The following is a 13,950-nucleotide window of genomic DNA, read 5'->3' as shown; positions in this document are numbered from 1 at the left end:
ACAAAGCGGGGCTTTCGCATGTGGCCAAGCCGTGGAAGCACTGTGGAAGCACGCGGGGCAAGTTGACCTGCCACGGGGTTTTCAACCATTCGGGAACAGGTCAGTATCTTTACTCACGGGCAGTCCGAGTCGTCCACGTCTGCAAGGCCCATATGACGGACCAGCCCTTGCAGACGTGACCTCCGCCTCGCGTGTGGCCGGTTCACGGCAGGCGCAAACCGCCCGGCGAATGCCCCGGTTGGGGGATGCAGGGTTCGGCATTGAAATCGCCGGTCCAACAAGATCAGCTCCACCTTCCCACCCTGCCCCGGAAGAGTGGCCGGGCGGAGCTTATACGTGCTGTGGACAGGGAGTGGACCCGCATTGTGTCCCCGGCCAGCGCAACTGGTGGCCGGGGTTGCTTCGTTGGGCATACCCTTATTGTTGGGCGTCAATCGCCCTGATCAGGGTGTCGACCATTTCGTCGCCGATCTGTTCACGAACCATGTCCTGCAAAGGCGCTGTAGCATCACGGAACTGCAGCAACTCCTCCTCGGACAAGTCAATAATCTCCATGTTGGCCAGAATTGCTGAACGTTGCTCGTTCAGCATCTCATCCTGAAGTTCCCACTGAAAGGTTTCCGCGTCAGCCAGCGCCTGATCGACAACGGCCTGAAGGTCCCCGGGCAGGCTGTCATACCATTCCTTGTTGATCAGGTTCACATTGGCCAGAAGAATATGATTGGTCGTCGTCAGATAGTTCTGCACCTCATAGAAACGCTGCGAGATGATGTGGCCGAAGGGGTTTTCCTGTCCTTCTACCACGCCCTGCTGCAAGGCCCCGTAGAGTTCAGGGAATGCAATGGGTGTAGGTGCGGCGCCAATGGCCTCCCAGGTGGCGACCGAGAACCGGTTTTCGGGAACCCTGATGCGAAGGTTGTTGTCCCTGATATCAGCGGGTGTGCGCACCGGCACAGTCGACGTTGTCAACTGACGGAAGCCCCCATTATAGAAGCTGCCAAAATGCATGCCGCGCGCTTCCAGCGCGGCCTCAACAGCGGTCGTGAACTCGCTGTCGTTCAATATGGCGCGCAGTTGTGTGGTCTCTGTCGGAAACAGATAAGGTATTTCAAAGGCCGCGAATTCAGGCACGAACTGCACCGCGCCGGATGTTGACGTGGGCACAAACTGGATATCGCCCAGCAGCATCGACTCCAACAATTCACGATCACCGCCCAAGGCGCCGCCCGGTTGGTGCTGAACATCAATCCGGCCATCCGAGGCGGCTTCGATATCAGCTTCGATCTTCTTGAAGGCCTGGTAAAGCGGATGTGTCGTATCATTGAGCGTGTGCGCCAGGATCATTGTATATTCCTGCGCCGCGACCGGCAGTACAGGACACAATGCGAGCAGCGCCGCAGCGGAAAGGGACTTGAGTTTCATGAAATCCTCCATTTCATGGGGTGAAAGCCCGGCGGATCAACCCGCAAGGCCCGGAAGCCACAGGGTCAACCCCGGCACATAGGTAACAAGAAGCAGCCCCACCAGAAGCAGAGCAATGGGCACCAACAATCCGCGACATATCTGCAAAACCGACAGCTTGGTGATGCCAGACGCGACATAGATGTTGACGCCAACTGGCGGTGTGGCAAAGCCAATGGCAAGGTTGACCACCATGATCATTCCAAAATGAACCGGATCGACACCATAGGGGGCCAGCACCGGCAACAGAATTGGCGTAAGCACGATGATCGCCGAGAGGGTTTCCATCACCATGCCCACACCAAGCAGTATCAGGTTGATGAGCAGCAGCAGGATCAGCCTTTCATCAATCGCCCCGCCAACAAATTCCCCCAAAGTCGCAGGCACCTGCATAAGTGTCAGCACCCGGCCAAGCGCGGCCCCGGTTCCGGCAATAATAAGGATTGGCCCAATGGTCAGCGCCGTGTTGACCAGCACACTGCCCAGATCGCGGATTGTCAGTTCCCGGAACACCAACATCGAAATGACCAGACCATAGATGCAGGCGATGGCCGCGGCCTCGGTCGGGGTGAAGGCGCCGCCGTAAATGCCCCCAAGCACGAACACCGGTGCCATCAGCGCCCAGAAACTGCGGCGGAATGCAGCCATGACGGAAATCCGGCCGGTATCCGACGTGATGCGGTGGGCGTTGCGTCGCCCGTATACATGGGCATAGCCCATCAGCAGCGCACCAATTACAAGCGCGGGTATGATCCCCCCGATGAACAGGGCCGAGACACTGACCTGAGCCGCCATGCCATAGATGATCATCGGTATGGAGGGCGGCACGATAACCCCAAGCGTTCCCGCCGCAGTAACCAGAGCGGTGGAAAAACGCAGGTCATACCCGCGGGACACAAGAAGGGGTATCGCCATGGACCCGATGGCCGCCACAGTCGCGGGCGAACTGCCCGAGATTGCGCCGAAGAACATGCACGCCACGACCGAGGACATGGCAAGACCGCCCCGAAACCTTCCAAACAGCGCATCGGCAAAGGAAAACAGGCGCTTGGCGAGTCCGCCCCGCGTCATGATCTCACCTGCAAGAATAAACAGTGGCACGGCCAGCAGTGGAAAACTGTCCAGCGCCGTTACGATGGAGCGCACGACCTGGCCAGGATTCGTCGGCGCACCAATCCATCCCGGCAAAAATGCCGCAAAGCCCAGTGAAAACGCGACCGGGATACTGAAAAGCATGACCAGCAGGAAAAAGCCCAAGGCATAAAGCGGGATCATGAGCGCGACCTTTCTTCAACACTGGCTTCGGGCACGACATCCGGGATTATGCTCAGCCCCGGCACGTCACCGCCCCGCGCAATCCGCCACAAGGCTTGAATTGCCCGAAGGAGCGCCAGCCCCATACCGACCGGCACAGCCGCATAGACAATCCACATCTGCAAGTTCAGTCCAGGGGATCTTTGTCCGATCTGCGCAATCCTTTGCGTCAGAGGGACCGAATACCAGACCATCAGCGCAAAAAAGATCGCAGACCCCAGCAGCGCCACAACGCCGAAGGTCCGAAGCCACGCCTGACCTGCCAGAACTGGCAACAGATCGACAGAAATATTACGCCCCTCGCGCACAGCGAGGCTGACACCGATGAATGTGCACCAGATCAATAGATACCGTGCCAGTTCTTCGGACCAGACCAGCGGCGAGCCGACCAGATAGCGAAACACCACCTGCGCGGCCAGAATCAGAACCAGCGCAAGAAGAATCGCGGCAAGGATAAAACGCTCGAAATTGGCGTCCAGGGATCGCAGGACTTTCATCATACGTCGATCACCTTGCCAGGGTTGAGGATACCATTCGGGTCCAGTGCGGTCTTGATCCGGCGCATCAGCGCGATTTCCTGCACAGTGCGCGAATATTCAAGATACGGCTTCTTGGTTGTTCCAATGCCGTGTTCCGCTGAAACGGAACCACCAAACTCCCGCACAGTGGTATAGACGGCGGTGTCGAATGCCTTGGCGGGCTGATCATGGGCACCGGGTAGCCAAGCCAGCAGATGCAGGTTCCCGTCCGCGACATGACCATAAAAGACAGACTTGCTGCCCGGCACGGCCTTTGCGATGGCAGACGCGCATGCCTTCGCGAATTCATCCGCTTGTCTGGTCGGCAATCCGACATCATAGGCCAGATGCGGCCCTAGGGTCTGCTTGAACTCTGAACATGCATCGCGCACGCCCCAGAACGCCTTGATGTCTGCAAGGCTTTGGGACAAAACTGCGTCCTCCAGCACCTCGCCGTCGAACATTTCTTCAAGAAAGGCCGTGAAACGCGCGCCGTCGACGGCCTCATCCGTGCCCTGCGCCTCAATCAGAACACGGAAAGCATGCGGCTGCGTCAAAGGGCTGCGTACCCCCGGCACTTCGCAGGCAACCTTCCAGTAATCAGGCCACATCACTTCAAACGCGGACAATGTCGGCCCCAGTTTGCGCCGCGCCCCTTCCAGCAGACGCAGAACAGACGCATAATCCCCCATCCCGCAAAGCGCCGCATGGGTGCAGCCGGGTGCTGGCGCCAACCGCAGCACAAGCCGGGTGATGACCCCAAGCGTGCCTTCGGACCCGATGAACAGCTGGCGCAGGTCGAATCCAGTGTTGTTTTTGATCAGCTTGGTGGTGGCGTCTATTATCGTTCCATCAGGCAGCACCGCTTCAAGCCCCAGCACAAGATCGCGCATCAGGCCGTAGCGGATTACCCTGTTCCCGCCCGCGTTGGTGCTGGCATTACCGCCGATTGCGCACGATCCCCGCGCCCCAAGGTCCAGGGGGAAATACAGACCTGCCGCGGCGGCAGCGTTCTGCACCACTTCCAGCGGGGTTCCGGCCAGAACTGTCATCGTTGCAGAGGAAGGATCAATTTCCTCGACACCGACCATCTTTTCAAGTGAAAGCGCAATTCCTGATGATATAGGGCGTGCCCCGCCGCACAGACCAGTCAAACCACCTTGGGGCACAACAGAAATCCTGTGCGTGTCGGCCGCGTGAAGAAGCGCCGCAACATCTTCTGTCGTGCGTGGACAGAACAACGCGGCGGGTGTTTCAGCCGCCAGCGCAGACCAGTCATTCTGATTTCGCACTGGTACAGGGTCAACACGTGTGGACCGGACGCTTTCTGGCAAAGCCATAAGAAACGCCTGTAGTGACGGTGCCGCCTCAAGTCCGACGTTCATCCCTGCCTCCCTCCTCATGGAATAGCATCAACGTATCAGTTGAACAGTCAATGTCAATACGCTAACATGTCAGTGAATGTTCAAACAGGAATCCTGACCATGCCCTTCAGTTCAGCTGCGCCAAAGCCCAAAGTGGCGCACAGCGCCCCTCGTGCCCATCTTTTTGGTTTGTCCGCTGCAATGGTGACGCCCTTTTGCACAGATGGCACCATCGATACCGCCCGCGCGACCGCTCATGCTGCGTTTCTGATGCAGGAAGGGCTGAACGGCGTAACGCTTTTCGGCACCACTGGCGAAGGGTCATCGCTTGGAACGTCCGACCGGGCCTGTCTGTTGGATGCCGTGCTGGACGCCGGTGTGCCGGCGGCCAGGATTACGGCCGCGATTGTTGCCCCCGACATCGAAACGGCCAGCGCGCAGATCGCCGCAGCGCAGGCCAAGGGCGTGGACCGCATGCTTCTGGCGCCGCCTTTCTACTTCAAGGGCGTTTCGCAGGCGGGGCTGGGTGCATGGGTCACACAGCTGATCAGCACAACAAAACGCGACATGCAGATCATTCTCTATCATATTCCGCAGGTGACAGGCGTGGCTTTTGATGCGCCTTTGATACGCCAGTTGAAGGACAGGTTCAGTGATACGATTTTCGGGGTCAAGGACAGCGCCGGTGACTGGGAGCATACGGCAAGCTTGCTGCCAATGGACGATCTGGCCATCCTGATCGGGGATGAACGGCTGCTTGCCCGCGCGGCCCCCCTTGGCGGTGCAGGTGCGATCAGCGGCATGGGCAACCTGCTGCCCGCCCGTGTTGACAACCTGATCCGCACCGGCATGGCCGACCCTGATATGGACGCTCTTGTGGACCGCGTGGTTTCGGCCCCGGTTACGCCGTTGGTCAAGGCACTGGTCGGCGGACTGCATGACGACCCGGGCTGGGCCACCACAAGGCCGCCGCTGGAACAGGCGGATTCTGCACTGGTCGCAAGCTTACTTGCTACTGTAAGGTCCCTGAAGGGCTGAACGACAACAAACAAGGGGGGCGGACATTATGAAGCAAAGGGAACTGGCCTATGATGCCTTCACAGAAAACCTGCTCTCCCGTCAGATTTCGCCGGGCCAGTTCATTTCACAACGGGAACTTGTTGCCCTGACCGGCATGAGCCTTGGCGCCGTGCGCGAAATGATCCCCCGGCTGGAAGCGGATGGCCTGATCCGGACCGTGGCCCAACGCGGGCTGCAGGTCCTGCATGTCGATATGGAACTGATCCGCAATGCATTTCAGTTGCGCATCATCCTTGAACGCGAAGCGGTGCGCCACTTCGTAGCCGTCGTTTCAGATGAGGAGATTGCAACACTTCGTGCTGATCATGAAGCGGCGCGCGCAGCAGCCGCTTCAGGCATTACCCCGGATATTCTGGCGAACGCGCAGCGAATCGACTGGGATTTCCACGACAGGATGATCGACATGCTGGACAATGACCTGATCAGGACAATCTACCGCACCAATGCAATCAAAGTCCGGCTTATCCGGAACGAAGATACCAGAATGCTGCCTGAACTTGCCGTCTCAGTCATGGATGAACATCTGGCAATCATCACGGCCATCGAAAGCCGAAGTCCGGAAGCTGCGGAAAACGCCCTTCTGGCGCACATAACCAGCGCACGGCAACGCGCAGTCAGAATATGAATGTGCTTGTGGCATTTTGTGCTCTTTCCGGCCCGCCACTTGTCCTTTGCCCCGCCACCGCGTCTCATGCAGATTGACGCTGAGTCTGACCCTGTTTGTCTCGTGGCAGGCATAATGCCGTTTCGATCAGGGTGTTCACATTAAGGCCGTGAATACATCGTTGTATTGCTGCCGGAGCAGTGCTTTTTGTACTTTCCCCATCGCATTGCGAGGGAGGTCCGCGATCACGAATACCTGTTTGGGTCGTTTGAACTTGGCCAGTGATCGCGCCAGCCTTGCACGTTCTTTGCCCGTGTCAATCTCGCAGCCACTGACAGAAACAACCACAGCCACGACTGCCTCACAGATCACTTTATTCGGCAAAAGTTCGCACCGACATAATCTATCAACTGCGCTCATATTGTTTCAATCTGCAAACGGATCAATCAGTACCTTGCATTGTGTTGTACGCTGGCGCAGTGCCTCGAATGCCGCAGGCGCTTCGGACAGCCCTACGACATCGGATACCAGCGCTTGTGGGGCATACCGCCCCGCGTCCAGCGCATCGATGGCCGTGGCGAATTCATGCATATCAAAGAACACTGACATAACCACCGTCACCTCTTTCGAAATGGCGCGGAAACTATCCAACTTGTCGGTCCCGGTGCACAGCCCCAACACACAAACTGTTCCCTGCGGACGCACCAGATCGATGCAATGATCGATCAGCCCTACCTTGCCAACACATTCAAAGACAATATCAGGCGGCCCGCCACAGGCCTCGGCCACACGCTGCGCCATATCCGGCCCTGATGTGACAAACCCCGTGGCCCCCAGATCTGCGGCGCGATCACGCTGAAAATCATTCAGGTCCGCCGCGACAATCGTGCGCGCGCCCATCCGCCGCGCCCAGTATACGACCGCCAGCCCGATTGCCCCGGCCCCCACGACAAGCACCCGCGCGCCCGGTTTCAGCCCGGACCGCAGCACCCCATGCAATGCAACGGCCAAGGGCTCTGCCAATGCGCCATCCGCCAGTGAGATGCCATCAGGCAATTTCCGTAACTGATGGTCGGCGAGGGCTGCGTATTGTCCATACCCGCCGCCAATAAGCGTCATGCCATTCTCGCACCATGCGGGCGAGCCTGCGCGACAGGCGGCGCATATCCCGCACCCACGCAACGGGGCGGCCGCGACAAGATCGCCCACGCGCAAATTTTGGACATCTGCGCCAGTCTCGACCACTTCTCCGGCGAATTCATGCCCGATCACCGCGCCTGGTTGAAGGTCGAAAACCGGGTCTTCGGTCATGTGCAGATCGCTGCCGCAAATTCCGCAGCGGCAGATCTTCAGAACAACCTCGTCGCGTGCGGGCACTGGATCAGGGCAGACACCAGACCGTAGCGGTTTGCCAAACCCGTCAAAAATAAGCGCCTTCATTTCACCTCTCCCTCGTTGCGGACAAGATGGCGTCTGGTCGGAAACCATGGCGCGTTGAAATGGCGGCTATAGAACCCCCACAGACCACCCCTGAAATACAGCGCGCAGGCCAGTGTCATCAGACCCAGAACGATCAGATAGCTTGCGCCATATTCGCCAAACCAGCGTTCGGCAAAGAAGAAGATAACCGCACCGATCAACACCCCCTCAAGGCTGCCGATGCCCCCCACCATGACAATGAAAATCGCCAGATTGGCCCAGTTCATGCCGAAGGCTGACGGCGGTGTGATGCGCAGTTGTGCCATGAAGTAGACCGCACCCGCGAAACCCGACCCGACTGCGGCCGCAACGAACAGATAGAACCGCAACCGGTGAACATTGACGCCCTGACTGGCCGCCGCAGCGGGATTGTCACGCATCGCGGTCATCGCGATCCCGTAGCGGCTGCGCAATACCAGATAGCTGCCGCCCAATGTCACAAGCAACAAGAGCGCAGCCAAAAGGGATGATGCAATGGCGCGTTCGTGGACCGAGAACTGTGTCATGACCCGCAGACTCATGCCTGCGCCGCCGTTCAGCATGGGCATATTTGTGGCCAGAAGTCGCAAGGCTTCAGCAACAACCCAGGTGCCGATGGCGAAATATGGCCCTTCCAGCCGGTGCAGCAAAAAATAGATCGGCACGGCCAGCACTGCTGGTGCAAGCAGACTTATGAAAACCGCACTGTAGGGATTGATCCCATAGGTCTGGGCCAGCACGAACATGGCATAGGCCGCCACGCCCACAAATGCCTGCTGTCCCACAGACACCAGCCCGCCATACCCGGCCAGCATGTTCCACATCTGCGCAACGGCAATATAGCAGGCCAGCGTCACAACATCACGGATCAATCCTTGCGATGCCCACCATGGCATCGAGATGATGCAGATCAGCGCAGCCGCAAAGATAACCCACGCGATGCGCCCCGACAGGGTCATGCGGATGACTTGGTATTTTGACATGCTGAACCTCAGGATTTGCGTTTGAAAATGCCCTGCGGGCGCACCGCCAGCACCGCCAGGAACACCAGATGTCCGGCAAGAATGCCAAGGCCCGGATTGATACGGAACCCGATGGATTGGCTGATGCCAAGGATCATCGCCCCCGTGAAAGCACCCCAGATCGAGCCAAGCCCGCCGATTATCACAGCCTCAAAAGCATAAATCAGCTGGAAAGGTCCGTCAGATGGCGCAACGGTCGCGCGCATCGCCTGAAAGGCGGCGGCAAAGCCCAGAATCCCGACCGCGATGGCCGTAGCAAGGGCATAAACCCGTTTCGGGTTTACCCCCATCATCGCCGCTGCTTCGACATCAGCAGAGGCAGCGCGCAACGCGCGGCCAAAGCGCGTATAATGCATCAAAAAGGCCATGCCCGCCGTCAGAACAGTTGCGCAGATCAGCACAATCAACGGCAGCACACCGATATAAAGCGATCCTATGGGAATAGAAGCCTGCTGGATCGCGCCCCCCGAAAGCGACCGCGTATCAGCAGACCAGATCTGCAACATTGCATTCTGTAGCGCGATTGACAGCCCGAATGTTGCGATAAGCGACGGCAAAGGGTCATCCCCTACCACCCGATTGAGCAACGCACGCTGCAAAATCCAGCCAATCGCCGCACCGATGGGAACCAGTGTTGCCAGAATACTCCATGGGCCAAGACCCGTCAGGTCGGCAAGCGAAATACCGATAAGCGCAAGCAGGATCACCAGATCGCCATGCGTGACATTGACAATCTTCATCACCCCGAACATCAGCGCCATTCCAAGGGCGTATTGCGCATATAGCCCGCCAAGAAGAATGCCCTGAACGATACCGTCAATCCAATACATGAGTTGCTCCAAAATAGGCCGCCGAGATCTGCTCGCGGGTAATGTCACTGGACGCACCCTGAAGCGTAATGCGTCCTTCAAGCATGCAGTAAAGGCGTTGGGATGCGCGCTGCGCCAGCCCTACATCCTGTTCGACCAGAACCAGTGCCACACCCCCTGCGGAAATCTCCGGCAGTGCCGCATAAATCTCGCGCACGACCTTGGGGGCCAGCCCCAGGCTGATTTCATCACACAGCAGCACCCGCGGCTGCACCAGCAACGAGCGCCCGATGGACACCATCTGCTGCTGGCCCCCGGACAGGTTCTCGACCAGCGTTCTGGCCTTTTCGCGCAAGATGGGAAACAACGCGAAAACACGCTCCAATGTCCACGGCTCGCCCATGGGTTCGGCGGCATGTTCAATCGCGATGCGCAGGTTTTCTTCCACGCTCATGCCAACGAACAGCCGTCGCCCCTCGGGAACAATGGCAACGCCCGCCTTGACCATAAGGTGCGGACTTTGGCCCCCGACCGCCTTGCCATCAAGCCTGATCATCCCTTGCGCGACGGGCAAAACCCCCATGATCGCCTTAAGAAGCGTTGACTTCCCTGCTCCATTCGCACCGATCAGGGCGACTGTCTCGCCTGCGGAAACAGAAATCTCGACCCCGTGCAGGGCGCGCATATCACCATATCCGGCAATCAGATCATGCGTTGACAAAAGCGCACTCATGCCTCGACCCCCATATAGACGCGTTTGACCTCTGGGTTCTCAATCACCTGTGCAGGCAGCCCCTCGGCAATCTTTTCCCCGAAATTGAGCACCAGAAGCCTGTCGGCCACGGCAAAAAGCGCGTGCAGAACATGCTCGATCCAGATGATTGTAATACCGCTGTCACGGATGCGCCCGATCAGGGCCACAAGGTCCTTGCCCTCTTCCTCGGTCAGTCCCCCGGCAATTTCGTCCAGCAGCAGCAGCCGTGGCTTTGATGCCAGCGCCCGCGCCAGTTCAAGGCGCTTTCGGTCCAGCAAGGTCAGCATGCCCGCGTTCACATTGGCGCGCCGCATCAGATCGCAATCTTCCAGAATCATGGCGCAATGGTCGTAGCTTTCAGCCTCTGACATGCCGCCTCCGAAACTTGCGGCAACAAGCAAATTCTCAAAGGTTGTCATCGCCCCGTAGGGAAGCGGAATCTGATACGTCCTGCCAATGCCCTGTCGGCAGCGTTCAAACGGGGGGCCAGCCAATGGCTGGCCCCCGAAACGAATATCGCCCCCATAATCGCGGATATCCCCGCTGATCAGGTTGAACAGCGTCGTCTTGCCCGCACCGTTCGGACCAAGTATACCCAGCACTTCGCCAGCACGGGCTTCGAAATCCACGTTGTGCAGAACCCTGACAGCGCCGAAGGATTTGCTTAGGCCACGCGCCGACAACAGGGGCGCTTCGTCTTGTTTATGTTGCATGAACTGTGGCGCTCACGATGACCAAGGCAGGGGTTGCATTGCCTGCTCTGGTTCAAAAAGCGGATTAACCGAATTATCCACAATCTTCAGTTCGAACGGCCATTGTTCACCCCGCACCCACTGGCCCCCGAAAATCGGCGTAGCGGACACGTTCGGGTGTGGCCCTGAACCGAAATCAACCGGGCCGACCAGCGTCTGCATGGACGTTTCGCGCAGCGCATCGCGGTTGGCCGTGCGGTCCAGCGGATTGGAAGACCGGCGCAGCGCATCAATGGCCACCTCCCATATGGCATGGCTATAACCCAGCGGCTGCGTCCATTGCCGCCGCGTGGAAGCTTCCCATGCATCAGCCACGTCGCGGCTGGTCTGTCCGGTCAGCGATGACTGGAACGGGAAGGCAGGTGTCCACCAAACCTCGGACGACATGCCCACGCCCAAATCGCCCAATGCCTCGATGCCTGAAGGAAACAGCAAGGCCGCGGCAACCGTTATCGCCTTTGGACGATACCCTTGCTGTGCGCATTGGTTCACGAAGGTGGTCAGATCATCAACATAGGTGATACCGCCGATGATATCCGCATCAAATTGCCGGAAATTGGATATCATCGAAGAAAAGTCATTCGTCCGCGGCTGGAAGAAACCCGGCATGCGCGTTTCAAAACCTGCCTCTTGCGTCGGAACAGGAAGCCCGTATTCGGTGCTGCCCCAGGTTTCGCCATCGGCATTCTGCGGAAACAACATGCCGACCTTGCGGTTCGTATCAAGACTGTTCCAAAGCCCGACAAATGTTGCAAGCGCCTCGTCCAGCCCCCAGAAGAAATGATAGGTCCAGTCAAACGGCTGATCGGCCCCGCCACGCGGAAAGACGATAGCCTGCCAAGGCGCTGCCGTCGACAAACACGGCACACCGAACAGTTCTGCCTGATCCGCCGCCGGATTGATGATATCCGTTGTCGAGGCAGGCAACAGCATATGCACCTCGTCATTCAGGATCAGGTCTGCGGCCACCTGCGCTGACCGGTTCGGGTCAGACTGCCCGTCACGCACAAGGATCTGCAAATCATAGGTTCCCGCTGCCGTCTCCAGCTTCCCGCCCAGAGCCTCGCGGATACGCTCAACCGTGAAGCCGTCGGTTTCACCGAAAAGTGCAAGCGGGCCGGTCGCCGGTGTGATGAACCCGATCTTGATGGTGCCCGCACTTTGCGCGCGCAGAATGGATGGCGCGGCAAGTGCTGCAACGCCCGCGCCCATGCCTTGCAGAACCCTGCGCCGCGTCGAAGTTCCAAGTCCAGATTGAATGCTCATTTCGTATCCTCCCAGAGAAAAAAGCAACTGCCGGATAGTGCGCGCGGGTCCGGCAACAATCCCGCTTTCGTTCAGCAGGCCCGCTCAACCACGCAAGGATGACCCGCCGTCAATCGTCATTTGCGCCCCTGTCACATAACTTGACGCGGGCGACGCCAGATACAGCGCCAGCCCTTTGATTTCCTCAGGGTCAGCAATGCGCCCAAGAAGGGACTGCGCCTCGAAGGCCGCACGGTCAGCCGCATTCTTCAACCGTCCGCCTGCAATGTTTGTGATGAAAGGCCCGGGCGAAATGCAGTTGACAAGAATCCCATACGCAGCCAGTTCCATGGCGGCATTTCTGACCAGATGGTCTACCCCGGCCTTTGCGGGCATATAGGCTGTGCCCACAAAAGACTCATTTACCCGCGCCGCAACCGATGACGTCACAATGATACGGCCGCCGCCAGTCATCTTCATATGACGCGCCGCATTGCGGATTGTGCTGAATACCCCCGTAAGATTGACGTCCAGAACCCTGTCCCACTGGTCCTCGGGCATGCTGTCGATCTGTCCCAGCGGGTGGCGTTCTCCCTCCGGGGTCAGGAAACCGGGTCCGGCATCCAGCCCCGCATTTGCAAAAACCGCATCAATACGTCCCTGTTTCCGCGCAACCGCGTCGAACGCGTTCGCCAATGCGCGACGGTCGCTGACATCCACAGCTATGGACCACACCCGCCCCGGCCAGCCTTCAGCCCCGATCTGGGCAACAGTTTGGCCCAGACCATCCTGATCGCAATCCAGAATGCAGACATATGCACCGCATTCGACCATGATTTCGACATAGGCCCTGCCGATTCCGGACGCGCCCCCCGTAACAATTACGGATTTTCCTGCCACATTGAACATTGTTTCCAACGACATGTTTACCCTTCTCTTCACCCGCGCTTTCCGAACGGGGCGCTCATATGAACATGTCGTTGTTGACGGCAATTCCGTTTGCTTCGCAGTAGCTGACGTAATGGTCGATGAACCAGAAGACATCGGCGGTGAAGTCGTATTGCGCATCGTCATCGAAAAATTCGATCGCCCCGTTCAACCAGAACAGCGCCTTCATGCCATTGGGGTCATCCGAATACAGCGTGTGAGCCGTGCCGGGCAGTTCATAGACGAAATCCCCGGGACGGGCGACCCAGTCATATTCGTAATAGCCCCAGGACCCTTCCAGCGTAACGGCCGAAACCACCCCGCGATGCCTGTGCGTTCCGATGCGCCCCCCGCCCTTGACCCAAAGGATGTTGGCGGCGGAATTATTGCGGACATCAAATGCAAGATGCTTGATTGCCGCTGCTTCGCCAAAGGGCACCCAGGGGTTTCTGGCATCATCACCCGGAATGAAGGCCCCCTCTTTTCCGAAGCGGTGGATCATCGCTTCATGAGGTTCCGGCGGCAGTTTGGTGATCTGCTTGTTCATTGTCATCTGGTCCTCCCTTGACCTGTCGCGTTGGTCTATTGATCCAACAGTCCGGTCGGAAGTTCCGTCAACTGGAAAAAACTCAGCTGCGCTGC

The 13,950-nt window shown here is 58.4% G+C and carries 15 protein-coding genes; 2 read left to right on the top strand and 13 right to left on the bottom strand.

Going from position 1 to position 13,950, the window contains the following annotated elements; all coding sequences use genetic code 11:
* Positions 1-417: 417 nt before the first annotated feature.
* From P8S53_RS16770 to P8S53_RS16755, 4 genes are read right to left on the bottom strand one after another with little or no spacing between them, the layout of a single operon-like run.
* A complete protein-coding gene (locus P8S53_RS16770; protein WP_277805119.1) occupies positions 418-1,434 on the bottom strand; it encodes a TRAP transporter substrate-binding protein in 1,017 nt (338 codons plus the stop codon).
* A 24-nt stretch (positions 1,435-1,458) separates the two neighbouring features.
* On the bottom strand, positions 1,459-2,736 hold the full coding sequence (locus P8S53_RS16765) for a TRAP transporter large permease (protein ID WP_277805118.1): 1,278 nt from the start codon (positions 2,734-2,736) through the stop codon (positions 1,459-1,461).
* Positions 2,733-3,275, bottom strand: a complete 543-nt coding sequence (locus P8S53_RS16760; RefSeq protein ID WP_277805117.1) for a TRAP transporter small permease — start codon at positions 3,273-3,275, stop codon at positions 2,733-2,735. The genes P8S53_RS16765 and P8S53_RS16760 overlap by 4 nt, the downstream gene beginning before the upstream one ends.
* Positions 3,272-4,678 carry an FAD-binding oxidoreductase gene (locus P8S53_RS16755; RefSeq protein ID WP_277805116.1) on the bottom strand — a complete coding sequence of 469 codons (1,407 nt, stop codon included), beginning with the start codon at positions 4,676-4,678 and terminating at the stop codon, positions 3,272-3,274. The genes P8S53_RS16760 and P8S53_RS16755 overlap by 4 nt, the downstream gene beginning before the upstream one ends.
* A gap of 99 nt (positions 4,679-4,777) precedes the next feature.
* Here P8S53_RS16755 and P8S53_RS16750 point away from each other — a divergent pair, with 99 nt between their 5' ends.
* Both P8S53_RS16750 and P8S53_RS16745 read left to right on the top strand, forming a co-directional pair.
* A complete protein-coding gene (locus tag P8S53_RS16750; RefSeq protein ID WP_277805115.1) occupies positions 4,778-5,695 on the top strand; it encodes a dihydrodipicolinate synthase family protein in 918 nt (305 codons plus the stop codon).
* A 28-nt stretch (positions 5,696-5,723) separates the two neighbouring features.
* Entirely contained in the window at positions 5,724-6,362 is a 639-nt protein-coding gene (locus P8S53_RS16745) for a GntR family transcriptional regulator (RefSeq protein ID WP_277805114.1), read from the top strand.
* Between the two features lie 135 nt (positions 6,363-6,497).
* On the opposite strand, the gene P8S53_RS16740 is transcribed toward P8S53_RS16745, so the two are convergent.
* The 9 genes from P8S53_RS16740 to P8S53_RS16700 form a co-directional block, all read right to left on the bottom strand.
* Positions 6,498-6,695, bottom strand: coding sequence for a hypothetical protein (locus P8S53_RS16740; protein WP_277805113.1), 198 nt, complete (start codon positions 6,693-6,695; stop codon positions 6,498-6,500).
* 72 nt (positions 6,696-6,767) lie between these two features.
* On the bottom strand, positions 6,768-7,781 hold the full coding sequence (locus P8S53_RS16735) for a zinc-binding dehydrogenase (protein WP_277805112.1): 1,014 nt from the start codon (positions 7,779-7,781) through the stop codon (positions 6,768-6,770).
* Positions 7,778-8,782: a branched-chain amino acid ABC transporter permease gene (locus P8S53_RS16730; protein WP_277805111.1), complete on the bottom strand. Its 1,005-nt coding sequence runs from the start codon at positions 8,780-8,782 to the stop codon at positions 7,778-7,780. Before P8S53_RS16730 ends, P8S53_RS16735 begins: the two co-directional genes overlap by 4 nt.
* 8 nt (positions 8,783-8,790) lie before the next feature.
* Complete coding sequence (locus P8S53_RS16725; RefSeq protein WP_277805110.1) at positions 8,791-9,651, bottom strand: branched-chain amino acid ABC transporter permease; 861 nt, start codon at positions 9,649-9,651, stop codon at positions 8,791-8,793.
* Positions 9,638-10,363 (bottom strand): ABC transporter ATP-binding protein, encoded by a 726-nt coding sequence (locus P8S53_RS16720; protein ID WP_277805109.1) that lies wholly within the window; start codon positions 10,361-10,363, stop codon positions 9,638-9,640. The genes P8S53_RS16725 and P8S53_RS16720 overlap by 14 nt, the downstream gene beginning before the upstream one ends.
* A complete protein-coding gene (locus tag P8S53_RS16715; protein ID WP_277805108.1) occupies positions 10,360-11,097 on the bottom strand; it encodes an ABC transporter ATP-binding protein in 738 nt (245 codons plus the stop codon). The genes P8S53_RS16720 and P8S53_RS16715 overlap by 4 nt, the downstream gene beginning before the upstream one ends.
* 12 nt (positions 11,098-11,109) lie before the next feature.
* Positions 11,110-12,402, bottom strand: coding sequence for an ABC transporter substrate-binding protein (locus P8S53_RS16710; RefSeq protein WP_277805107.1), 1,293 nt, complete (start codon positions 12,400-12,402; stop codon positions 11,110-11,112).
* Between the two features lie 84 nt (positions 12,403-12,486).
* Entirely contained in the window at positions 12,487-13,305 is an 819-nt protein-coding gene (locus tag P8S53_RS16705; RefSeq protein WP_277805106.1) for an SDR family NAD(P)-dependent oxidoreductase, read from the bottom strand.
* Between the two features lie 40 nt (positions 13,306-13,345).
* On the bottom strand, positions 13,346-13,861 hold the full coding sequence (locus tag P8S53_RS16700; protein ID WP_277805105.1) for a 2,4'-dihydroxyacetophenone dioxygenase family protein: 516 nt from the start codon (positions 13,859-13,861) through the stop codon (positions 13,346-13,348).
* Between the last annotated feature and the right edge of the window lie 89 nt (positions 13,862-13,950).

Source organism: Roseinatronobacter sp. S2, assembly GCF_029581395.1.
GTDB lineage: Bacteria > Pseudomonadota > Alphaproteobacteria > Rhodobacterales > Rhodobacteraceae > Roseinatronobacter.
The sequence above is the reverse complement of the archived record's forward strand: the minus strand, read 5'-3'. Positions and strand labels throughout refer to the sequence as shown.

Bases quoted from the DNA above. Each gene is read 5' to 3' on its own strand.
- P8S53_RS16760 (WP_277805117.1), bottom strand. From the start codon at position 3,275: ATGATGAAAGTCCTGCGATCCCTGGACGCCAATTTCGAGCGTTTTATC.
- P8S53_RS16705 (WP_277805106.1), bottom strand. From the start codon at position 13,305: ATGTCGTTGGAAACAATGTTCAATGTGGCAGGAAAATCCGTAATTGTT.
- P8S53_RS16725 (WP_277805110.1), bottom strand. From the start codon at position 9,651: ATGTATTGGATTGACGGTATCGTTCAGGGCATTCTTCTTGGCGGGCTA.
- P8S53_RS16750 (WP_277805115.1), top strand. From the start codon at position 4,778: ATGCCCTTCAGTTCAGCTGCGCCAAAGCCCAAAGTGGCGCACAGCGCC.
- P8S53_RS16720 (WP_277805109.1), bottom strand. From the start codon at position 10,363: ATGAGTGCGCTTTTGTCAACGCATGATCTGATTGCCGGATATGGTGAT.
- P8S53_RS16755 (WP_277805116.1), bottom strand. From the start codon at position 4,678: ATGAACGTCGGACTTGAGGCGGCACCGTCACTACAGGCGTTTCTTATG.
- P8S53_RS16700 (WP_277805105.1), bottom strand. From the start codon at position 13,861: ATGACAATGAACAAGCAGATCACCAAACTGCCGCCGGAACCTCATGAA.
- P8S53_RS16770 (WP_277805119.1), bottom strand. From the start codon at position 1,434: ATGGAGGATTTCATGAAACTCAAGTCCCTTTCCGCTGCGGCGCTGCTC.
- P8S53_RS16745 (WP_277805114.1), top strand. From the start codon at position 5,724: ATGAAGCAAAGGGAACTGGCCTATGATGCCTTCACAGAAAACCTGCTC.
- P8S53_RS16730 (WP_277805111.1), bottom strand. From the start codon at position 8,782: ATGTCAAAATACCAAGTCATCCGCATGACCCTGTCGGGGCGCATCGCG.
- P8S53_RS16715 (WP_277805108.1), bottom strand. From the start codon at position 11,097: ATGCAACATAAACAAGACGAAGCGCCCCTGTTGTCGGCGCGTGGCCTA.
- P8S53_RS16735 (WP_277805112.1), bottom strand. From the start codon at position 7,781: ATGAAGGCGCTTATTTTTGACGGGTTTGGCAAACCGCTACGGTCTGGT.
- P8S53_RS16765 (WP_277805118.1), bottom strand. From the start codon at position 2,736: ATGATCCCGCTTTATGCCTTGGGCTTTTTCCTGCTGGTCATGCTTTTC.
- P8S53_RS16710 (WP_277805107.1), bottom strand. From the start codon at position 12,402: ATGAGCATTCAATCTGGACTTGGAACTTCGACGCGGCGCAGGGTTCTG.